Here is a 21,225-nt window from a genome sequence, read left to right on the forward strand (position 1 = left end):
GCCTAGCGGGGCGCGTCGCCCCCAGTGCTTGGGTCGGGCAGTCGCAAATCCTCGATTTCCGCCTTGCGCATCCGGAACAGCTCGCGGTCCTGCGGGCCGAAGCCGCGAGTCCACAGGATCAGTCCGAAGGCGGTCATGATGGCTGGGATGCCGAAGATCAGCTCGGCCCATTCGGGAAGCAGGATGGCAAGTTCGCCAACTGCGATGCCCGCCGCCGCGGCGTAAAGCAGCGGCCAGCGCCAGCCGGACACCGGCGCATCGAGCAAGCGGCTGAGCAACCGCGACTTGGTGACGGCGGCGAAACCGAGCGCCAGCACCAGGGCCATCGCCGGCCCGGTCGCTTGCCACATCATCGGCAGGTCGAACGAGCGCATGACCAGCACGATGCTAACCGCAAGGATCGCCTCCAGCACGATCATCGCCAGGCTGATCAGCATGTTGCGGTGCCGCGCGACGTAGATCAGCGCGGACTCGCTAACCGCGGCCATCGACGCGACCACTTCCGCCGCCAGCAGGAAGGCCAGCGCGCCGGTGCCGGCAACGAATGCCGATCCGACCAGCCCCATCACGCCTTCGCCCGGAATGCCAAGCGCAAGCGCGACGCCCAACTGCGCCGCAATGACCCAGAAGCCCACTTGCCGGACCTGGCGCGCGACGGCAGTCTTGTTGCCGTCGCGAAGGTTCTGCGTGATCACCGGGCCGAGGATCGGGTCGAAGCTGGACTTCAGCTTGGACGGCAGCGTCGCGACTTGCTGCGCGACATAATAGATGCCGACCACCGCCGGCGAGAAGAACAGGCCGAGCACTGCGATGTCGACACGCCGGGACCCCCATTCGACGGCGTCGGCAGCGGCGACGGGCAGGTTCTTGCGCGCCATCCGCCAAAGCGCGGCGGGGTCGGGCCGCCAGTCGTGGGGCAGGCCGTAGCTTTTAAGGAACGGGATCGCGGACGCGACCAGGGCGCCGACCATGGACAGCACATAGGCGATGATCAGCCCGTCGCGGGTCGAGATGTAGGCCCAGGCGAAGGCCGCGATGCTGATGGTCCACGGCTCGACGACCGCCCGCGCCCGCACCGTCGCGCCGATGTTGTGCCGGTAAGCGAGTGCGGCGAGCATGATGTCGGACCAGGCCAGCGCAATGATCGTGACGGGCAACAGCCAATCGAGCCCGTGCATCTCGCTGTTCGGGAACATCGCCTGCGGGAAGACCAGCAGGATCCCCATCGTCAGGACCGAACCGGTCAGCGCCACCACCAATGCGTCCCACGCAATGCAGGCGTGCGGCTTGTCGCTGTGCGACAATTGCTGGGCCAGGCCGCGCTTAAGGCCCAGTGTTGCAAGCTGCGCCGCGAACTCCACGATCAGGATTGCGTAAGCGAAGCGGCCAAGCGCTTCGGCGCCGTACATCCGGCCAGCGATGAATAGGAACGGCAGCCGCGCCGCCAGCCTGAGGATGAAGCCGAAAAAGTTGATCCGCCCGCCGCGTGCGAGCGCGGCAAGGTCGGCAGTCGCGGCGGCGCCCTGGGCCGTGTCGTCGCTCAATGCGCCGTGCCCCAGTTGGCGCCCCAGCCGACTTCGACATCCAGCGGCACGTCGAGTTGGAGCGACGGCGCCGCGGCTTGCGACATCACCGTCCTGACGACTTCCGCGGCCTCTTCCTCGCGGCCCTCGGGCACTTCGAAGACCAATTCGTCGTGGACTTGCAGAAGCATCCGCACGCCGCCCAGTCCGGCTGCGTCCAGCGCATCGTCCATTCGAGTCATGGCCCGCTTGATGAGGTCGGCGCTGGTGCCCTGGATCGGTGCGTTGACCGCCGCCCGCTCGGCCCCGCCGCGAAAGCTCTGGTTCGACGAGCGGATGTTGGGGAAATGCGTCTTGCGGCCGAACAAGGTGCGGGTGAACCCGGTTTCGCGGACGAACGCCAGGGTCTGCGCGATATAGTCGCGGATGCCGGGGAAGCGCTCGAAATAGCGGTCGATGATGAACTTGCCTTCGTCCCGCGACACGCCGAGCCGCCCGGCCAGCCCCCAGGACGAAATGCCGTAAAGGATCGCGAAATTGACCGTCTTCGCCTTGTTGCGAGCGTCGCGGTCTGACGTTCCGAACAGCTCCTCCGCGGTCATGCTGTGGATGTCGGCTTTCTCGCGGAAGGCCTGCTTCAATTGCGGCACGTCGGCCATGTGCGCCGCGAGCCGAAGCTCGATCTGGCTGTAGTCGGCGCTCATCAGCACATGGCCCGGCTCGGCGACGAAGGCGTCGCGGATCTTGCGCCCGATTTCGGTCCGGATCGGGATGTTCTGGAGGTTGGGTTCGTTTGACGACAGGCGGCCGGTCTGCGCGCCGGCGAGGCTGAAGCTGGTGTGCACGCGGCCGGTGTCGGGGTTGATCTGGGCCTGCAGCGCGTCGGTGTAGGTCGACTTGAGCTTGCTGAGCTGGCGCCAGTCGAGCACCAGCCGGGCGCATTCGACGCCCTCTCCGGCAAGCCGTTCGAGCTCGTTGACGTCGGTCGAATATTGGCCGCTCTTGCCCTTGCGGCCGCCCTTCAGCCCAAGCCGCCCGTACAGGACTTCGCCAAGCTGCTGCGGCGATCCGATGGTGAACGGGCCGCAGGCGCTGTCGTAGATGCGGGTCTCCAGGCTGGCGATTTCCTCGGCGAATTCGCGGCTCAGGCGAGCGAGATATTCGCGATCGACCTTGACCCCGCGCCGTTCCATTCGGCCGATCACCGGCACCAGCGGGCGATCGACCCGCTCATACACCTGCGCGACGTTTTCCGCCGCGATCCGGCTCTTCAACCGTTGCCACACCCGCAAGGTGATATCGGCGTCCTCCGCCGCATATTCGGTCGCTTCCTTCAGCGGCACCTTGTCGAACGTGATCTGGCTCTTGCCGGTGCCGCACAGCTGCTTGAACGGAATGCATTCATGCTCGAAGTTCAGCTTCGCCAGCTCGTCGAGACCGTGGCCGTGAAGGCCGGCGTCGAGGTCGAAGCTCAGCAGCATCGTGTCGTCGAACGGCGCGACCGTGATGCCCGCCTTTTCGAACATCACCCAATCGTATTTCAGGTTGTGGCCGATCTTCAGGACCGCCGGATTTTCCAGCAACGGCTTTAATCGATCGAGCACCAAGTGCATCGGCAGCTGGCTCGGCGCGTCCGAATAAAGGTCGGCGCTGGAATGGCCGACTGGAATGTAGCAGGCACGGTTCGGCTGGGTCGCAAGGCTGATCCCCGCCAGCTTGGCGACGACGCAATCGATGCAATCGGTTTCGGTATCGAGCGCGACGAAACCCTGCGCCGATGCTTCGCTTATCCAGCGGTCCAGCGCGGCTTCGTCGGTCACCGTTTCGTACAGTGATCGGTCGACTTCGATCTTCTCCGGCGCGGCCGGTTTGGCGGGGCTCGCGCCGAGCGTCGCGGCCATCATGTCGATGCCGGCGCCGCTGCTGCTGCGCGCGCTTGCCGGGGCACCGCCGTTCAGCCGGTTGAGCAAGGTCTTGAACCCCTGCTCCTCCAGGAATTCACGCAGCGGCTCGGCCGGAATGCCCTTGAGCGCCAGTTCTTCCAGCGGCTCGGGAAGCTTCGAATCGCAAACCAGGGTGACCAGCTGGCGGCTGAGCCGCGCGGAATCCGCATGATCGATCAGCGACTGCTTGAGCTTGGGCTTGGCGATCTTGTCGGTGCTTGCCAGCACCGCTTCCAACGACCCGAACTCGGCGATCAGCTGGGACGCCGTTTTGGGTCCGATGCCGGGCACGCCCGGCACGTTGTCGACCTTGTCCCCCATCAGCGCCAGCACGTCGCCAAGCTCGGCCGGCCCGACGCCGAACTTCTCGCGCACGTAGGCGCTGTCGATACGGCGGTCGTTCATCGTGTCGAGCATGTCGACGCAACCGTCCTGAATCAGCTGCATCAGATCCTTGTCGGAGCTGACGATGGTCGTCTTCCAGCCGGCGTTGCAGGCGGCGGTGACGTAGCAAGCGATGATGTCGTCCGCTTCCAGCCCGGCCTCTTCGATGCACGGAATGGAAAAGGCGCGCGTGGCGGTGCGGATCAGCGGGAATTGCGGGACCAGGTCTTCGGGCGGCGGCGGGCGATGTGCCTTGTACTGGTCGTAAAGCTGGTTGCGGAAAGTCGATTCAGACGCGTCGAGGATGACCGCCATGTGCGTCGGCCCGTCGGCGCGGTTGAGCCCTTCCGCGAGCTTCCACAGCATCGTCGTATAGCCATAGACCGCGCCCGCCGGCTGCCCGTGCCGGTTGGTCAGCGGCGGCAGCCGGTGATAGGCGCGAAAGATGTAGCTCGAGCCGTCGACGAGATAGAGGTGGGGCTGCGCTTCGGACATGAAGCCGTCGCGTTTAGCAGGGTAGGCGGGGGATGCCAGCGCCGCTGAAGTCCAGCTGTAAGACCGCTTGGCAACCGATGGCGGGCGCAACGGTTGTTGATCAGATGGAAGAGAAAAGCACCGCCGATCACCGCCTTTGGTGGACCGTCCAGCGCGGCGACGGTCCGGTCCTGGCCACCGCAATCCACGACGGCAACGGCCTCCGGCCCGAAATCGCGGCGGCGATGAAGCTCGCCGACGCCGACCGGCTTCGGGAGGAGGATCCGTTCACAGGCCAAGCAATCGTCGACGTGCCGACCCACGTCATCGCCCACCGCTCGAGGTTCGAATTCGATCTCAACCGCGGCGGGCAGGACGCAATCTACCGGACCGCGGACCAAAGCTGGGGGCTGGAGGTATGGGATCGGCCATTGAGCGAAGCGGATGTCGCCGCCTCGCTGGCGATCCACAACGCATATTATGCGATGCTCGGGCAGCTGCTCGATTCGATCGCCGAGCGCCACCCAAAGTTCGTGCTGATCGACGTGCACAGCTACAACCATCGCCGCGACGGGTCGGATGGCGACCCGATGCCGCAGGACAAAGCGCCGGACATCAACATCGGCACCTTCTCGATGCCGCGCGAGCAATGGGCCTGGCTGCTGGATCCGCTGATGGAAGGGATGGCGGGTTTCGACTTCAACGGCCGCCGCCTCGATGTGCGTGAAAACGTCGCCTTCCAGGGCAAGGGCGAACAGACGCGCTTCGTCCACGATCGATATCCCGGGCAGGGCTGCGCGATCGCCCTCGAGTTCAAGAAGTTCTTCATGGACGAATGGACCGGCCAGCCCGATCCGGCCGAGCTCGATGCTATGCGCCGGTTCATCACCTTCATCGCCGGCGAAGCGGAACGACTGCTTAAGTGAACCAGGCGCACCGCAACATCGCCGAAGCCAAGGCCGGGCCCGAGTTCGGCCCTGGCGGCGCGCTTCGGGCCCAGGTCGGCGAACACGGCCGGGTCCATCTCGATCGCTGGCTGCCGTTCATCCTGCTTCACCGGGGTGATGAACCGGCGGACGGACTTGCCCGGCGAGTCGCGATCGAAAGCCCGGCCTACCTGGTGTGGTCGCCCGAAGACGACGCCGCCGCGATGGATGTGCTTGATCAAATCGGCGCGGCTGCCGCCGAAGCTGCCGGCGGACGACTGCTCGTCATTACCCTCGACGACCATCAGGTCGAACATGTCGGCGAGGGCACGCAGGACTTGCCCATGTTTATGGCCGAGGTCGGGGCCGGCGATCAGGGCGACGTCGGCCGCGCGGCGGGAGCGCTGGAACGCGCCCTTCACGAGATCGAAATCGACCTGCGCAAGTGCAAGGTGTCGCGCGTGCCGTTTGCGCCATTGTTGCCGGCGTCGTTCGACCGGTTGCTCAACGGCATCGAGGGCGTCCAGCGATTGTCGCTGCGAATCCCGCAAATTCACCGCTCCTCCGACGGCCGCGAGTTCCCCGCGATCCGGCACGAACTGTCGACCCGGATCGGCGATGCGCTGTTGCGGACCGGCTGCGCCTTCCTCGACGACGGCCGGGGCCATGCACCGGCGCATTACCGTGCGCTCGGGCGAAGCGCTTACCTTGCCGCCGCCCGCAAGGCGGACCGCCAACTCGACCGGATCGCGCGCAGCTTCGATTTCCTGCTGTCGGTATCGCCGATCGACACAGCCAAGGCGCTCGACCGCTTCATTGCCGAAGGCGAGCAGAAGCCGCCGCGCTTCCATTACCGCCCGCTGACCGTCGATCCGGACATCGCCAAGCGTGACCTTTACGCGATCGATTTCCGCCAGCTCGAAGATCCGCTGCTGGAGCAATTGCTGGGCGAAAAGCGGCACGAGCTGGATTCGCAACTGACCATGCTGGCGACCCGCAACACGCCCGCGTTCCACGCCGCGTCGGTCTTCCAATATGGCACCGTCGCCCGCGAACTGCTGGACGATGCCCACGCCATCCTTGCTGCGGAAACGCGGCGGCGCCCCGCCGGCGATGCGGTCGGCGCAATGGAGCTGGCACACGCTATCGACGAGCTTTCAGCGCGCTATCGCCAGGTCGATCCGTCCTTCGCCCCCGATATCCAGGTTCGGGACGATGTCGCCGGGCTGATGGTGTCGGGGCCCAAGATTTTCATCGGCTCCGACAGCGTCGTCCCGGCCCAACGCGTCAACGCCCTGCTCGCGCACGAGGTCAGCATCCACTTGCTCACCCATTTCAACGGGGCGGCGCAGGGCCTGACCATCTTCCGCACCGGCCTTGCCGGCTACGAAGGCATCCAGGAAGGGCTGGGCGTGTTCGCCGAATGGGCGACGGGCGGCCTGACCAGCGCCCGATTGCGCCTGCTTGCGGCCCGGGTCGTCGCGGTCGACGCGTTGCAGCAGGGCGCGGGCTTCATCGAAGTGTACCGGCTGCTGAATCGCGATCACGGTTTTTCCCGCCGCGGCGCGTTCGGCATCGCCGCCCGCATTTTCCGGTCGGGCGGGTTTGCCAAGGATGCGATTTACCTGCGGGGGTTCCGCGCCGTTCTGGCGCTGGTCGCCGCCGGCAAGCCGCTGGCGCCGTTCTGGCTGGGCAAGATCGCCGAGGCGCACGTGCCGGCGATCGAGGAACTGCTTCAGCGCGGGCTCGTTCAGCCGCCGCGGTTCACGCCGCTTTTTCTCGAAGACGACGACAGCTCCAGCCGCATCGCCAAGCTGCGAAAAGCGAAAAGCTTCGCTGAGATGATTTCAGGAGAATGATGGGTGCTGATCGCGTTTTTCATCAATGATCTGGAGCGCGAGCATCCCGGATATACGACCACGGTCCTCGCCCACCAGGCGACCGAGCGCGGCCATCGCGTATGCTACCTCACCCCCAGCGACTTCGCGCTTCAGCGCGATGACACGCTGCATGCGCACGCCCGGTTCATGCCCAAACGCAAGTATCAGGACGCCAAGGAATTCTTTGAAACGCTGAAGTCCGGCAAGGCCAAGGTCGAACCGGTCGACATGGCCGAAATCGACATCCTCATGCTGCGCAACGACCCGTCGATCGACGCCGAAACGCCGTGGGCGATGGAGGCGGGCATTCTGTTCGGGCGCGAAGCCGCCAAGCGCGGCGTGATCGTCCTCAACGATCCCGACAGCCTGGGCCGGGCGATCAACAAGCTCTATTTCCAAAGCTTTCCGACCGAAGCGCGCGCGGAAACCGTGATCACCCGCCACGCCGACGACATCAAGGCGTTCGCCAAGGATCATGGCGGCAACATCATCCTCAAGCCGCTGCAGGGATCGGGCGGATCGGGCGTGTTCAAGGTCGACGCCAAGTCGAAGTCCAACCTCAACCAGATCATAGAAGCGATTGGCCGCGACGGCTACATCATCGCCCAGGCCTATGTCCCGGCGGCGAAGAAGGGCGACATCCGGCTGTTCCTGATGAATGGCCGGCCGCTGCAGATCGACGGTAAATATGCCGCCCTTCGGCGGGTCGCGTCGGCCGACGACATCCGTTCAAATATCCATGCCGGCGGCACTGCCGAGGCGGTCGAAATCGGGAAGACCGAACTGCACGTGGCCGAACTGATCCGACCAAAGCTGGTTGCCGACGGCATGTTCCTGGTCGGCATCGACATCGTCGGCGACAAGATCCTGGAGGTGAACGTCTTCTCTCCGGGCAACCTCGGCAGCTGCTCGCGGCTCGCCGGGGTCGATTTCTCGGTCCCGATCCTCGAAGCGATGGAACGCAAGGTCGGCATTGCCTCGCAATATGCGAACAGCTTCGACAACCGCCATTTGGCGGTGCTGTAGCGCCACTACGGAACCAGGATCGTGTCGCGGGCCTCCGGCAGCGTTGCCGGATAATCGAGCGTGTAATGAAGGCCCCGGCTTTCGTGGCGGCTTAGTGCGGACCGGACGATCAGGTCGGCGACCTCCACCAGGTTGCGAAGCTCGATCAGGTCCGGCGTAACCCGAAAATTCTTGTAATATTCGGCGACTTCCAGCCGCAGCAGGTCGATCCGCCGCTTGGCGCGCTCGAGCCGCTTGGTGGTCCGAACGATGCCGACGAAATTCCACATGAAGCGGCGGATTTCGCCCCAGATCTGCGTGATGACGACTTCCTCGTCGCTATCGGTGACCCGGCTTTCATCCCAGGCCCGGACTTTCGGCATTGCCGGCAGCGAGTCCCAATTGGCCAATATGTCTTTCGCCGCCGCTTCGCCGAAGACGAGGCATTCCAGCAGGCTGTTCGATGCCAGCCGGTTCGCGCCATGCAGCCCCGACTGGGTCACTTCGCCGGCTGCATAGAGCCCGGCCGCGTCGGTGCGGCCGTTGCGGTCGATCATCACCCCGCCACAGGTGTAATGCTGGGCCGGCACGACCGGGATCGGCTCCCTGGTAATGTCGATGCCAAGGCCAAGCAGCTTCTCGTAGATATTCGGGAAATGCTCGCGGACGAAGGCGGGTTCGCGGTGCGAGATGTCGAGGTGGACGTAATCGAGCCCAAGCCGCTTGATTTCATGGTCGATGGCGCGGGCGACGATATCGCGCGGCGCCAGCTCCGCCCTCTTGTCGAACCGCGGCATGAAGCGCTCACCAGTGGTCGGAAGCTTGAGCTGCCCGCCTTCGCCGCGCACGGCCTCGGTGATCAGGAAGTTCTTGACCTCAAGGTTGTACAGGCAGGTCGGGTGGAATTGCATGAATTCCATATTCGACACGCGGCAACCGGCGCGCCAGGCCATGGCGATGCCGTCACCCGTGGCGCCGCGCGGCGCGGTGGAGAACAGGTAAGCGCGCCCGGCGCCGCCGCTGGCGAGGACGGTTGCGCGCCCGGTCAACGCTTCGACCCGCCGCCGCTGCTTGTTATAGGCGTAAAGCCCGTGGACCTGGCCGCTGGTTGAAAAGTCGGCGGCGTGGCGGCCGGTGATCAGGTCGATCGCGACCATGTCGGGCAGCAAGGTGATGTTCGGATGTGCCGCCGCCGCTTTCTCGAGCGCCGTCTGGATCGCCCGCCCGGTGGCGTCCGCGACGTGGACGATGCGCCGGTGGCTGTGGCCGCCTTCGCGGGTCAGGTGAAGGCCATCGCCTTCGGTGGCGAAGGGCACGCCCAATTGCTCCAGCCGGGCAATCGCCGCCGGCGCTTCCCCCACCACATATTCGACGATCGCCTTGTCGTTGAGGCCGGCGCCGGCGATCATCGTATCGTTGACGTGCGCTTCGAACGTGTCGCCTTCCTCAAGGACGGCGGCGATCCCGCCCTGCGCCCAGCCGGTCGCACCCTCGCCGAGCGAGCCTTTCGCGATCACCGCGACCTTGCGTTCCGGGGCAAGGTTGAGCGCCGCGGTAAGTCCCGCCGCCCCCGACCCGACGATCAAGACGTCGAAGGCCTTGCTCACGCGCTGGCGCCGGACACCAGGCTTAGGAACACGTCTTCAAGGTCCGGTTCGCGAGTCTTCACATCGACGATGGCGAGCCCGTCCCGCTGCAGCGCCGCCAGCACCTCGCCGGCGTTCACCCGGTCCTTGCGGTAAGTGATCTGCAACGTGCGTTCGTCGAGCAGGCCGATGTTCTGGAAGCAATCGTTGGTCGGAACGTCCTCGACGGCCTTGTCGAAGGTGACCACGACGGACTTTTCCTGCGCCTTGGCGATCAGCGTCCGGGTCGGCTCATTGGCAATCACCTTGCCGTGGTTGATGATCGCGATGCGGTCGCAAAGCTCCTCGGCTTCCTCAAGGTAATGGGTGGTCAGCACCACCGTGACGCCTTGCTCGTTGAGCGAGCGCACATAGCCCCACAATTGCTTGCGAAGCTCAATGTCCACGCCTGCTGTCGGCTCGTCCAGGACCAGGATCGGCGGCGAATGGACCATCGCCTTGGCCACCAGCAACCGCCGCTTCATCCCGCCGGACAGGGTGCGCGCGTAGGCGTTCGCTTTGTCGCTGAGGTGCATTGCCGCGAGCAGTGCTTCGGTCTTGCGCGCCGTGGCTGGGATTCCATAAAGCCCGGCCTGGATTTCCAGCGCCTCGGCGGGGGTGAAGAAGGGATCGAACAGGATTTCCTGCGGCACGATGCCGATTGAACGTTTCGCATTGCGCGGGTGGCGGTCGATGTCGAAGCCCCAGACCGTTGCCCGGCCGCTGGTCTTGGTCACCATCCCCGCAAGGATGTTGATCAGCGTGGACTTGCCCGCCCCATTGGGGCCGAGGAGTCCGAAAATCTGGCCGCGCGGCACGTCGAAGCTGACTTCGTCCAGCGCGCGCTTGCCGCCGGCGTAGGTCTTTGACAGCGATTCGATGCGGATCGCGGGTTCGGCTGGCTGCATCGCCGTCGCATAGCCCCCGGCCCGCGCTTGCCACAAGCGGCGGTGGGTTAATTGGCCCTTTACCCTAACCGACAAGATGATCTTGAAGTTAACCGTGTAGCGGCTTCGGCATGATCCGGCCCTCCTCCTTGGCTCAACTTGCGCTGGCCGCGGCGGCGATGGCCGTACCCGCGCGCGTGGACGCCGTGCCTGCGTCGAAGAACGCGACCGGCGCCGCGACGCTGCTTCGGCCGTTGACCCTGCAAAAGAAAAGCGACCTCGATTTCGGCAACGTCATCGGCAGCGCCGCGGCCGGAACCGTCGTCCTCAACCCGGCGACGACGGCAGTGACCACAACCGGCGGGATTACGCGTGCAGGCGGCGTTCCAAGCGCCGCGCGCTTCACCGGCGCCGCGTCCGACGGGCCGGTGGTGAACATCAAGCTGCCGAACCAGCCGGTACTCCTGACCCGGGTCGGCGGGACCCAGACGGTCAGCTTGTCGGCCTTCACGCTCGACGGGCCCGCCAAGCGCGTGATGGGGACCGCGCCAAGCTTCGATTTCTCGGTCGGCGGCACGGTGACGATCCCCGCCAACCCGGTGGCCGGCGACTATGTCGGAACGTTCCCGGTGACCGTCCAATATCCCTGACCCGTTTAGGGGCGTGGTAAACTTTTCGCGTACCTCGACTCTTCAATCGCCAGTCATCCGCTTCGCCGACAATCGCGCTAACGACACATTGCGCGAAGGAAATCGACGTGGGGACTTCAAAGCTGATGATCGCGGCCCTTGCCGCAGCACTGACCGTGCCGACGGGCGCACAGGCCGCCGGCGTTCCGGCGACCACGGATTCGGGCGGCAAGGCACTAATCCTGGTGCCGTTGACGCTGACGAAGATCGACGACCTGGATTTCGGCACGGTCATCCCGTCGTCCGTGTCGGGGGTCGTCACCATCAACGCGACCACTGGCGCTCGCAGCTTCGCTGGCGGCGTGACGGGCATTTCGACGGTCGCCGGCAATCGCGCCGAATTCGCCGGTGCCGGCTCGCCCAGCCAGCAGGTCATCCTGGCGCTCTCGCCGCCGGCGCAGCTGACCAGCGCGGCAGGCGATACGGTCGACGTGCTTGGCCTGACGCTCAACGGCTCGGCGATCCGCACCATCGATCCGACCACCCGGGCGTTCTTCGTCGGCGTCGGTGGATCGCTGCTGATCGGCGGCGACCAGCCGGAAGGCGACTACAGCGCCGACTTCTCGCTGACCGCTATCTATCAATAGGATGCCTTGTCGCGGCTGGCGCGCGACCTTAAGTGCGCAGCTGCGATGAACGGACCACCGCCTCCTGAAACCTTCAAGGTGACTGCGCCGCAGGTTGCCTGTGACGGGTCGGGGGCGGTGTCGCCCGAATTGGGGCACCCGCGGGTCTTCCTTCGGATCGACCCCTCGGTCGGGTTCGTCGAGTGCGGTTATTGCGACCGCCGCTTCGTGCTCGAAGGGGGAGTCGCGGACACCGACTCGGCATGAGCATCGATCCGCGCCAGTTTATCTATCGACCCGGCCTGCTCGATCGCGACGACGCCAAGCGTCTGGCGGGCGTGCACCTGTCCGGCTGCGACGATGGCGAGCTGTTCCTCGAATATAGCGCGAGTGAGGGGTTCGGGTTCGACGACGGCCGGTTGAAGACCGCGGATTACAGCACCGGTTCGGGCTTCGGCCTGCGCGGGGTCAGCGGTGAGATGACCGCCTTCGCCCACGCCAACGAAATCAGCGCCGCCGCGATCGATCGCGCCGCCGCCACGCTCAAGCTGCTCGACCCCGCCAAGGGCGCGCCGTCGCCGTCCCCGGCCCGGACCAACCAGGCGATGTACGGCGCCGACGACCCGCTCAGCGCGGTTGCGTTTGCCGACAAGGTCGCGCTTTGCCAGCAGATCGATGCCGCCGCCCGCGCCCGCGACCCGCGGGTCGCGCAGGTCAGCGTCGCGCTTTCGGCAAGCTGGCGAGCGATCGAGATCGTCCGTTCCGACGGCTTCATTGCCTCCGACGTCCGCCCGCTGGTTCGCCTTGGGATCCAGATCGTCGCCGCCGACGGTGCAAGGCGCGAAACCGGCAGCTACGGCACCGGCGGCCGTTATCTTTACGACCGGCTGTTCGACCCGGCGGTCTGGAACCGCGGCATCGACGAGGCGCTGGCGCAGGCGATTACCAACCTGTCCTCGGTCGCGGCGCCCGCAGGCGAAATGCCGGTGGTGCTCGGCCCCGGCTGGTGCGGCGTGCTGCTTCACGAAGCGGTCGGCCACGGGCTGGAGGGCGATTTCAACCGCAAGGGCACCTCGGCCTTCAGTGGGCGCATCGGTGAGCGTGTCGCGGCGCCCGGCGTGACGGTGATCGACGACGGCGCGATCCGCGACCGGCGCGGGTCGCTGACGATCGATGACGAAGGCACCCCGACCCAGCGCAACGTGCTGATCGAAGACGGCGTCCTCAAAGGCTATATCCAGGACCGGCTCAATGCCCGGCTGATGGGCGTCGATCCGACCGGCAACGGCCGCCGCGAAAGCTTCGCGCACGCGCCGATGCCGCGGATGACCAACACCTTCATGCTCGGTGGCAACGACGATCCCGACGAGCTGATCACCCGCGTCCCCGACGGCATTTACGCCAAGAGCTTCGGCGGCGGGCAGGTCGATATCACCAGCGGCAAGTTCGTATTTTCCTGCACCGAGGCCTATCGAATCCGCGGCGGCAAGATCGCCGAGCCGGTCAAGGGCGCGACCCTGATCGGCGACGGTCCGACGGTGCTGACCCGGGTCAAGGGGATCGGCAACGACATGTGCCTCGACGAAGGCATCGGCGTTTGCGGCAAGGGCGGCCAATCGGTTCCCGCCGGGGTCGGGCAGCCGACATTGCTGATCGACGGGCTGACGGTCGGCGGCACCGCCGCTTGACCGAGGCCGCCGCAAACTGGCGTGCCGATGTCCTGAATTTCTGGTTCGGCCTGGGCTACGACCGCTGGTTCGGGGGCGATCCCGAACTGGATGAAGCGATCGCCGACCGCTTCCAGCATCTCTGGGCCGAGCAGCGCCAGCTACCGGTGGACAGTTTCCTTGCCGATCCCCGCACCGCGCTTGCCGCGGTCATCCTGTTCGACCAGTTCCCGCGCAACATGTTCCGCGGCTCGGCGGAACAGTTCGCCACCGACCATCTTGCGCTACAGATCGCAAAGGCGGCGGTTGCCCGCGATTTCGACGACGGGCTGTCCGACGACGAGCGCGCCTTCCTCTACCTGCCGTTCCAGCACAGCGAGGATCTCGATGACCAACGGCACTCGCTGCTGCTGGTGTCGGGGCTGAAGGATCAACGGTATCTGCCGTTTGCGCAAAAGCACCATGACGTCATCGAACGTTTCGGCCGCTTTCCCCACCGCAATGCGATCCTTGGCCGATCGCCGCGTCCCGACGAAATTGCCGCCGGCGACGTCGTCCCGTGGTGACTGCCGGCTAAGTTTACAGCAGGTGGGCGATCGGCCCGATGTCGACTCCGGCATCGGCGGCCGCGGCCTCGAGCTGGGCGACCGAAGCGCCCTGATGCCGACGGGCGACTGCCCAGGCGAGCGCCGACCGGGTTCCGGAGCGGCAGAACGCAAGCACCTTTCCGTCCGCGGACTCGAGCGCCTGGCGCATCAGTTCGACGTCCGCGGGGCCGATCCCCCGGACGATCGGGATGTGGCGGTAAGCGATGCCGGCTTTTACCGCAGCATCCTCGATCTCGGCGCTGCAGGGTTGGCCTTGATCCTCGCCGTCCGGCCGATTGTTGATGATCAGGGTCACGCCCTCATCCTTGAACTGGGCGATTTCGGCGGGCGTGACCTGGCCGCTCACGAATGTGGTGTCGTCGAGCTTGCGGATCATGCGCTTTCCTCCTCGAATGCCCGAACGCTTGCGAGCATCGCTTCTCCATAGCGCTCCAGCTTCGCTTCGCCCACGCCCTGAACTTCGGCAAGTTCGCGAAGCGTGCCCGGGCGCCGCTCGGCGATTCCGCGAAGCGTCGAATCGTGGAACACGACGTAGGGCGGAACCCCGGCGGCGGATGCCAATGATCGCCGCGCTTCCCGCAATGCCTCGAACAGCGGGTCGGCCGGACCGTCCGACGATCGCCGCCGCGACCCGCGCTTGCGCGGCGGGGGCACGGCAATGACCAGCCTCTCGTCGCCCTTCAGGATCGGCCTTGCGCCGGGGCCGAACGACAGCCCGCCATAGGCATCGGCGCGAAGCGCATCGCGGGCGATCAGCGCGCGCGACACCGGCTTTAACAAGGCGAGCTCGTCGGCGTCGGCAATGCCGAACACCGATAACCGGTCGTGGCCGAAGCTGCGCACCTTTTCGCTGTCATTGCCGCCCAGCACGTCGGCCAGGTGGGCGACCCCGAAGCGCATTTCCGTGCGGAACGCGGCGGAAAGCAGCTTTCGCGCAACTTCCGTCGCGTCGATCGTTGCCGGCGGGTTCAGGCAATTGTCGCAGTTGCCGCAGTTTTGCGCCGGCGCCTCGCCGAAGTGGCGCAGCAGGATGGCGCGGCGGCAGGAGGCCGATTCGACCATCGCGGCGAGCGCGTTCAACCGCTCGCGTTCGCCCTGGCGGCGATCGGGCTCGACCTCGGTTTCGATCCGCCGGCGGGCGCGCGCAAAGTCTTCCGCGGCCCAGAACAGCCAGGCCTCGGCCGGCTCGCCATCGCGACCGGCGCGGCCGGTTTCCTGGTAATAGGCCTCGATCGACTTGGGGATTGCGGCGTGGGCAACGAAACGCACGTCGGGCTTGTCGATCCCCATGCCGAAGGCGACGGTGGCGGCGATCACCATGTCTTCCGAAGCGACGAAGGCGGACTGGTTGCGCGACCGCACCTGCGGTTCCAGGCCGGCATGGTAAGGCGCGGCCTTGCGCCCGCCGGCGGCGATCGTCTCGGCGATCCGCTCCGCCTTGTCGCGGCTTGGCGCATAGACGATGCCGGAGCCGCCGTGGCTGGCAAGCAGCGTCTTGAGCTGACCGGGCAATCCGTCGCGCGGCAGCACGTGATAGCGGATGTTGGGCCGGTCGAAGCCGGCGATGACCAGCCCGTCGTCGGGGATTCCAAGCTGGGCGAGGATATCGCTTCGAGTACGCTCGTCGGCGGTGGCCGTCAGCGCCAGCCGCGGGACGCCGCCGAACGTGTCAAGCAATGGCCGCAACAGCCGATAATCGGGGCGGAAATCGTGTCCCCATTCGCTGACGCAATGGGCTTCGTCGATTGCAATAAGCGACAGCGGGACGTCGCCGAGCAAGCGCTGGAAGCTGCCCGTGGTCGCCCGTTCCGGCGCTGCATAAAGCAAGTCCAGTTCGCCCGCGCGCAACCGCTCGATCGTCCGCTCACGGTCCGAGTCCGCCGACGTCAACGCGGCGGCCCGGATGCCGGCCGCGTCTGCGGAACGGATCTGGTCGTGCATCAAGGCGATCAGCGGCGAGATGACCAGCGCCGTCCCTTCGCGGGCGAGCGCGGGCAGCTGGTAGCACAGCGACTTGCCGGCGCCGGTCGGCATCACCGCCAGCGTGTGCCGGCCGGCCATCACGCGGTCGACCACCCGCTCCTGCACGCCGCGGAAGCTGTCGAAACCGAAAACCGTCTTGAGGATTGTGCCCGGATCGCTCGTCATTCCGCCGCCAGCGCCGCCTCTTCTGCCGAGCGCTCGCTGGCCTGCCGATTCCACAGCTCCGCGTAAAGCCCGTTGCTGGCGAGCAGCTGGGCGTGGGTGCCGCTTTCGGCGACCACGCCCTGGTCGAGGACGATGATCTGGTCGGCATCGACGATGGTCGACAGGCGGTGGGCGATGACCAATGTCGTCCGGTCGAGCGCCAGCCGCTCCAGCGTCGCCAGGATCGCTTCTTCGGTGCGGCTGTCGAGCGCGCTGGTCGCTTCGTCGAGGATCAGCAGCGGCGGATTCTTCAACAGCGTCCGGGCAATCGCCACCCGCTGCTTTTCTCCGCCGGAAAGCTTCAGCCCGCGCTCGCCGACCAGCGATTCATAGCCGCTGGGGAGCGATTCGATGAAGCCGTCGATGGCCGCTCCGCGCGCCGCTTCTTCGACTTCGCCGTGTTCGGCACCGTCACGCCCGTAAGCGATGTTGTAGCCAATGGTGTCGTTGAACAGCACCGTATCCTGGGGCACGATCCCGATTTGCGCGCGCAGGCTGTCCTGCTTGACCTCGGCAATGTCCTGGCCGTCGATCAGGATCCGGCCGCTCGACGGTTCGTAGAAGCGGTAAAGCAGCCGCGCGATGGTCGACTTGCCCGCGCCCGACGGGCCGACGATCGCTACCCGCGAACCCGGGCGGACCTCGAAGCTCAGCCCTTTCAGGATTTCGCGCCCGTCTTCGTAACCGAAGCGCACGTCCTCGAAGCGGACGTGGCCGCCGTTGACGCCCAGCGGCTTCGCGCCCGGCCGGTCGACGATCTCCGGCGCGGTGTCGAGAAGGCCGAACATCGCTTCCATGTCGATCAGCCCCTGGCGGATGGTGCGATAGACCCAGCCGAGCATGTCGAGCGGCCGGAACAGCTGCATCAGCAAGGAATTGACCAGCACCACGTCGCCCGGCGTGAACTGCCCGCGGCTCCACCCCCACACGGTGAAGGTCATCGCCCCGGCCATCATCAGGTTGGTGATGAAGGACTGGCCGATGTTGAGCCACGCCAGCGAAACTTCATTCTTGACGGTGGCGCTGGTGAACTGGCCGATGGCGTCGTCGTAGCGCTTGGCCTCGCGCTCCTCGGCGCTGAAATATTTCACCGTCTCGTAATTCAGCAGCGAATCGACGGCGCGGCCGATGGCGCGGTTGTCGACCTCGTTCATTTCGCGCTGCAGCCGTGCCCGCCAGTCGGTCACCTTGCGCGTGAAGGCGATGTAGAGGGCGACCATCGCCAGCGTTGCCGCGACCAGCCCGAACCCGAACTTGACGAAGAAGATCACGCAGATCGCCGCCAGTTCGATGATCGTCGGGCCGATGTTAAACAGCAGGAAATAAAGCATCATGTCGATGCTCTTGGTGCCGCGCTCGACCACCTTGGTCAGCGATCCGGTGCGGCGTTCAAGGTGGAAGCGAAGCGACAGCCGATGGATGTGGCGGAACACCTGGCCGGCAAGACGCCAGGCCGCGTTCTGCCCCACTTTTTCGAACAAGGCGTTGCGCAGATTGTCGGACAGGACCCCGGCGAAGCGCGCGCCGGCGTAGGCCAGGACCAAAGCGGCGACGACGGAGAAGACGGCGGCGCCCGTCGCCATCCGGTCGATCACGCCCTTGTAGGCGAACGGCATCAGAAGCACCGCCGCCTTGCCGGCCAGCACGAGCAGGACTGCGCCGACGACGCGCGCCTTCAACTCCCGCTCCCCCGCCGGCCAGAGCATCGGCAGGAAGCGAAGCAGCGTTTTGAACCCGCCCTTGGGCTTTTCCGGAACCTGTGCCGCCGCTGCCATCCGCCCCTACGTAGGAGCGCCCACGCGCGCCAGCAAACGGATGCGACGAACCGTTTGGAACCACGCCATTAATTGTCGGTTCTGAAGACAAGTTCACCGACAGGCGAGAACACATGGGTCCGGGTTACTTTATCATTGCAATCCTCGGCTGCGCCGACGGCGGCACCGCCTGCACCCCCGTCGCCACCGCCCCGACGCGCTACGAGAGCCAGGCTGCGTGCGAGGCCGCGACGGTGGAAACGCTGACCAAGAACAGCGATTTCGATTTCCCGAGCTTGCTCGCCCAGTGCCGCGCGGTCGGCCCGAGCGAGACTGCGGAAAAGGCCAAGGCCGAACAGCCCAAGCCTCGGACCCCCGCCCGACAGGCCTAGGCCCAACGCGCCGAGCGGCGCTCATCTGAAGACCAACTGCAGGAACGGCTTTTCGCGGCGCCGGTTGAATCGGCGAAGTGCCGCGTGCCGTGCCGGCGCGCGAAGCGAATGGACCGCCAAGGGAGCAGTGCGATGAGCGACAATGATGTCATGGAACCGATGATCCACGAAGATCGGGAGCCGGGCCATGAAAGCCAGCTCGAGCCGAAGCCCGACTGGGCGCCGCGCTATCCCGGGTCGGGGCGGCTGCAGGGCAAGGTCGCGCTGATTACCGGCGCCGATAGCGGAATCGGCCGCGCCGTCGCGGCGCTGTTCGCGCGCGAGGGGGCTGACGTCGCAATCCTCTATTTGTGCGAGCACGACGACGCGCGGAAGACGAAGGAGATCGTCGAAGGCGAAGGCCGCCGCGCCATCGCCATAGCCGGCGACGTCGGCAGCAAGTCTTTTTGCGAACAGGCCGTCGCCAAGACGATCGAGGCGTTCGGCCGGCTCGACATCCTCGTCAACAACGCGGGCGAGCAGCATCCCGACGAAGACATTCGCGACATTACGGAAGGGCAGCTGAAGCGGACTTTCCAGACCAATTTCTACGGCTACTTCTTCATGGTGCAGGCGGCGCTCGACCACCTCAAGCAGGGGTCGGCGATCATCAACTGCACATCGGTGACGATGTACAAGGGCTCGCCGCAGCTGCTCGACTATAGCGCGACCAAGGGCGCGATCACCGCTTTTACCCGGTCGCTGTCGAAGGCGCTGGTGGACAAGGGCATTCGGGTCAACGGCGTGGCGCCCGGACCGATCTGGACTCCGCTCAACCCGTTCGGCGGGCAAAAGCCGGAAGACATTCCGGAGTTCGGCAAGGATACGCCGATGGGCCGCCCCGGCCAGCCCAACGAGGTCGCGCCGGCCTTCTTGTTCCTGGCCTGCGAAGACAGCAGCTACATGATCGGGCAGGTGCTCCACCCCAATGGCGGCGACCTGACTTCAAGCTAGGAAGTCGGCGAAATTCACCACATCATGGCGGTGAATTGGTGGGAATTTCTGCCAGCCCGAAAGCACGAACACTGTAAACATTGGATAATTCCAAATTGGCACGATCCCTGCATTGAAGGTTGCAGGGGTCCGATCGTGGGTCCCGACAGAAAAGGGAACAGACCGATGATCGCAATTTTCGAACCGAACCGCACGACCGCCACCTCGCTCGCCGCCGCCTTCGTGTCGGCCATGCTGCTGATCAGCAGCGCCACTTCGCTGATCGCCTGACGGAAGGAATGGCAATGAACGGACGCTTTTTACTCAACCGCAGCGACGGCAAGCTGATGGGCGTCGCCGCCGGACTGGCGGACTGGAGCGGCGTCGACGCGCTGATCATCCGCCTCGGCCTTGTCGCCGCACTGCTTGTCACCGGGCCGGTCGTGGTCCTCTTCTACGTCCTCACCGGCTGGCTCGCCTCGGAGCGCTGAGCCAGCCGCCTCACTCCGGCCGGGCGCAGCCGCTGCGTTGCTCGCCGCCGACGGTCAACGACACCGCAATCGGATAGACCGTGTCCGACATGCCGTCAGAGCATTTCGCGTCTGGCTTGGTCTTGAGCACGAACGGCCGGCCATCAAGCATCCCCGACCAGGTGCCGCTTTCGCCGGTGCCGGCGAACTTCGTCCAGACCCGAGTCCCCGCCTGGTTTTCGGGCGTCGAGTAAGTCACGCAGCGTCCTTGGATGCGCGTGCTCCAGAACGGCTCCGTCCCCGTGCCGCGCAGCCTGGTGGTGGGCAGCACCTTCCCATCCTGGAAATCGCACGGGCTCGCCGCGATCGATGGCCGACCGGGGGCCGGCAGCGGCGTCGTCGGCGCTGGCGCAGTGGCGTTCGTCGCCATTTCGGGGGGTTCGGAAGGCTCCTGGTTGACCGTGACCTCGGCGACGGCGGCGTTCTCCGTGGCGGATGGCGGCGCCTGGGTGCAGGCCGAAAGCGCCAATGCTGCAGCTACGATCGTTCTTTGCATGGCCGTAACAACGCCGTTGCGGGCGATTGGTGTCCCCGCGCTGGCGCGCTGCTCGTCCCTTGGCTAGGCTGGGGCCAAGTCGGCCGGGAGAGCGCGCATGCATAAGTTTCTGATTGGATTGTCGATTGCCGCCGTGGCCGCGCCCGCATCCGCCGCGTTGCCGGTGGGTGCGACGGCCCCGAACTTCACCACCGTCGGCGCGCTTGCCGGCAGGCCCTTCCGCTTCCAGCTCGCGCAACTGCTAAAGCGCGGCCCGGTCGTTCTCTATTTCTATCCCAAGGCCTTCACCAAGGGCTGCACGCTTGAAGCGCGGGCCTTCAGCGAAGCGCGCGATGATTTTCGCAAGGCGGGCGCGCAAGTGATCGGCATGTCGGCCGACGACCTGCCGACGCTGAAGCGCTTTTCGGTCGAGGAGTGCCGCAACGCCTTTCCCGTCGCCACCGCGACGCGCGCTACGATCAAGGCTTACGATGTCGCAATGCCGGTGGTGAACAATCTCAGCACCATGTCCAATCGCACGTCCTACGTCATCGCGCCGAACGGCAAGATCGTCTTTGTCCATTCCGATCTCAATTGGAGCGAGCACGTCAAGAAGACGCTGGCGGCGGTCGAAGGGCTCAAAGGGAAGTCGTAATTTCGGCTCTGGGCGATTGGCTTTTGTTGCGTTACTGGAACTAGTCGCCTGCCCAGGCGCTATAGCCGACTCAGGTTCGATCA

General features: G+C 65.8%; 20 protein-coding genes. 12 read left to right on the forward strand and 8 right to left on the reverse strand.

Annotated elements, in window-relative coordinates; genetic code table 11:
- Window positions 1-2: 2 nt before the first annotated feature.
- Entirely contained in the window at window positions 3-1,544 is a 1,542-nt protein-coding gene (locus G7078_RS01465; protein WP_206367458.1) for a lipopolysaccharide biosynthesis protein, read from the reverse strand.
- Entirely contained in the window at window positions 1,541-4,345 is a 2,805-nt protein-coding gene (polA, locus tag G7078_RS01470; RefSeq protein ID WP_166092274.1) for a DNA polymerase I, read from the reverse strand. The genes G7078_RS01465 and polA overlap by 4 nt, the downstream gene beginning before the upstream one ends.
- Before the next feature lie 104 nt (window positions 4,346-4,449).
- Between polA and G7078_RS01475 the strand changes: the two genes are divergently transcribed.
- From G7078_RS01475 to G7078_RS01485, 3 genes are read left to right on the forward strand one after another with little or no spacing between them, the layout of a single operon-like run.
- Window positions 4,450-5,250 carry an N-formylglutamate amidohydrolase gene (locus G7078_RS01475; protein WP_166092276.1) on the forward strand — a complete coding sequence of 267 codons (801 nt, stop codon included), beginning with the start codon at window positions 4,450-4,452 and terminating at the stop codon, window positions 5,248-5,250.
- Window positions 5,247-7,109, forward strand: a complete 1,863-nt coding sequence (locus tag G7078_RS01480; protein ID WP_166092278.1) for a peptidase MATCAP family protein — start codon at window positions 5,247-5,249, stop codon at window positions 7,107-7,109. Before G7078_RS01475 ends, G7078_RS01480 begins: the two co-directional genes overlap by 4 nt.
- Window positions 7,110-7,112: 3 nt before the next feature.
- Entirely contained in the window at window positions 7,113-8,156 is a 1,044-nt protein-coding gene (locus tag G7078_RS01485; protein ID WP_166092280.1) for a glutathione synthetase, read from the forward strand.
- A gap of 5 nt (window positions 8,157-8,161) precedes the next feature.
- On the opposite strand, the gene nadB is transcribed toward G7078_RS01485, so the two are convergent.
- Both nadB and G7078_RS01495 read right to left on the reverse strand, forming a co-directional pair.
- Window positions 8,162-9,742, reverse strand: a complete 1,581-nt coding sequence (gene nadB, locus G7078_RS01490; protein ID WP_166092283.1) for an L-aspartate oxidase — start codon at window positions 9,740-9,742, stop codon at window positions 8,162-8,164.
- Window positions 9,739-10,668 carry an ABC transporter ATP-binding protein gene (locus G7078_RS01495; protein ID WP_166092286.1) on the reverse strand — a complete coding sequence of 310 codons (930 nt, stop codon included), beginning with the start codon at window positions 10,666-10,668 and terminating at the stop codon, window positions 9,739-9,741. Before G7078_RS01495 ends, nadB begins: the two co-directional genes overlap by 4 nt.
- Window positions 10,669-10,778: 110 nt before the next feature.
- Here G7078_RS01495 and G7078_RS01500 point away from each other — a divergent pair, with 110 nt between their 5' ends.
- The 5 genes from G7078_RS01500 (at window position 10,779) to G7078_RS01520 (ending at window position 14,135) form a co-directional block, all read left to right on the forward strand.
- The gene (locus G7078_RS01500; protein ID WP_166092288.1) at window positions 10,779-11,297 is read left to right on the forward strand and encodes a DUF4402 domain-containing protein; all 519 of its coding nucleotides are present in this window, start codon (window positions 10,779-10,781) and stop codon (window positions 11,295-11,297) included.
- A gap of 107 nt (window positions 11,298-11,404) precedes the next feature.
- Window positions 11,405-11,923, forward strand: a complete 519-nt coding sequence (locus G7078_RS01505) for a DUF4402 domain-containing protein (protein WP_166092290.1) — start codon at window positions 11,405-11,407, stop codon at window positions 11,921-11,923.
- Between the two features lie 45 nt (window positions 11,924-11,968).
- Window positions 11,969-12,169 (forward strand): zinc-finger domain-containing protein, encoded by a 201-nt coding sequence (locus G7078_RS01510; protein ID WP_166092292.1) that lies wholly within the window; start codon window positions 11,969-11,971, stop codon window positions 12,167-12,169.
- Window positions 12,166-13,590 carry a metalloprotease TldD gene (gene tldD / locus G7078_RS01515; RefSeq protein WP_166092294.1) on the forward strand — a complete coding sequence of 475 codons (1,425 nt, stop codon included), beginning with the start codon at window positions 12,166-12,168 and terminating at the stop codon, window positions 13,588-13,590. The genes G7078_RS01510 and tldD overlap by 4 nt, the downstream gene beginning before the upstream one ends.
- Window positions 13,587-14,135, forward strand: coding sequence for a DUF924 family protein (locus tag G7078_RS01520; protein ID WP_166092297.1), 549 nt, complete (start codon window positions 13,587-13,589; stop codon window positions 14,133-14,135). The genes tldD and G7078_RS01520 overlap by 4 nt, the downstream gene beginning before the upstream one ends.
- 13 nt (window positions 14,136-14,148) lie before the next feature.
- On the opposite strand, the gene G7078_RS01525 is transcribed toward G7078_RS01520, so the two are convergent.
- Genes G7078_RS01525 through G7078_RS01535 form a run of 3 tightly spaced genes read right to left on the reverse strand, consistent with a single transcriptional unit; the run spans window position 14,149 to window position 18,139 of the window.
- On the reverse strand, window positions 14,149-14,553 hold the full coding sequence (locus G7078_RS01525; protein ID WP_166092299.1) for a protein tyrosine phosphatase family protein: 405 nt from the start codon (window positions 14,551-14,553) through the stop codon (window positions 14,149-14,151).
- The gene (gene recQ, locus G7078_RS01530) at window positions 14,550-16,325 is read right to left on the reverse strand and encodes a DNA helicase RecQ (protein WP_166092302.1); all 1,776 of its coding nucleotides are present in this window, start codon (window positions 16,323-16,325) and stop codon (window positions 14,550-14,552) included. Before recQ ends, G7078_RS01525 begins: the two co-directional genes overlap by 4 nt.
- Window positions 16,322-18,139 (reverse strand): ABCB family ABC transporter ATP-binding protein/permease, encoded by a 1,818-nt coding sequence (locus tag G7078_RS01535; RefSeq protein ID WP_166092304.1) that lies wholly within the window; start codon window positions 18,137-18,139, stop codon window positions 16,322-16,324. The genes recQ and G7078_RS01535 overlap by 4 nt, the downstream gene beginning before the upstream one ends.
- Before the next feature lie 113 nt (window positions 18,140-18,252).
- Here G7078_RS01535 and G7078_RS01540 point away from each other — a divergent pair, with 113 nt between their 5' ends.
- The 3 genes from G7078_RS01540 to G7078_RS01550 all read left to right on the forward strand — a co-directional run bounded on the left by G7078_RS01540 (window position 18,253) and on the right by G7078_RS01550 (window position 19,973).
- The gene (locus tag G7078_RS01540; protein WP_166092307.1) at window positions 18,253-18,510 is read left to right on the forward strand and encodes a hypothetical protein; all 258 of its coding nucleotides are present in this window, start codon (window positions 18,253-18,255) and stop codon (window positions 18,508-18,510) included.
- Between the two features lie 132 nt (window positions 18,511-18,642).
- Complete coding sequence (locus G7078_RS01545) at window positions 18,643-19,503, forward strand: SDR family oxidoreductase (RefSeq protein WP_166092309.1); 861 nt, start codon at window positions 18,643-18,645, stop codon at window positions 19,501-19,503.
- Between the two features lie 284 nt (window positions 19,504-19,787).
- The gene (locus G7078_RS01550; protein WP_166092311.1) at window positions 19,788-19,973 is read left to right on the forward strand and encodes a PspC domain-containing protein; all 186 of its coding nucleotides are present in this window, start codon (window positions 19,788-19,790) and stop codon (window positions 19,971-19,973) included.
- Window positions 19,974-19,983: 10 nt separating this feature from the next.
- On the opposite strand, the gene G7078_RS01555 is transcribed toward G7078_RS01550, so the two are convergent.
- Window positions 19,984-20,508, reverse strand: coding sequence for a hypothetical protein (locus tag G7078_RS01555; protein ID WP_166092314.1), 525 nt, complete (start codon window positions 20,506-20,508; stop codon window positions 19,984-19,986).
- A 97-nt stretch (window positions 20,509-20,605) separates the two neighbouring features.
- Here G7078_RS01555 and G7078_RS01560 point away from each other — a divergent pair, with 97 nt between their 5' ends.
- Window positions 20,606-21,142 (forward strand): peroxiredoxin, encoded by a 537-nt coding sequence (locus G7078_RS01560; RefSeq protein WP_166092316.1) that lies wholly within the window; start codon window positions 20,606-20,608, stop codon window positions 21,140-21,142.
- Window positions 21,143-21,225 lie beyond the last annotated feature (83 nt).

The organism is Sphingomonas sinipercae, assembly GCF_011302055.1.
In the GTDB taxonomy this organism is placed as follows: domain Bacteria; phylum Pseudomonadota; class Alphaproteobacteria; order Sphingomonadales; family Sphingomonadaceae; genus Sphingomicrobium; species Sphingomicrobium sinipercae.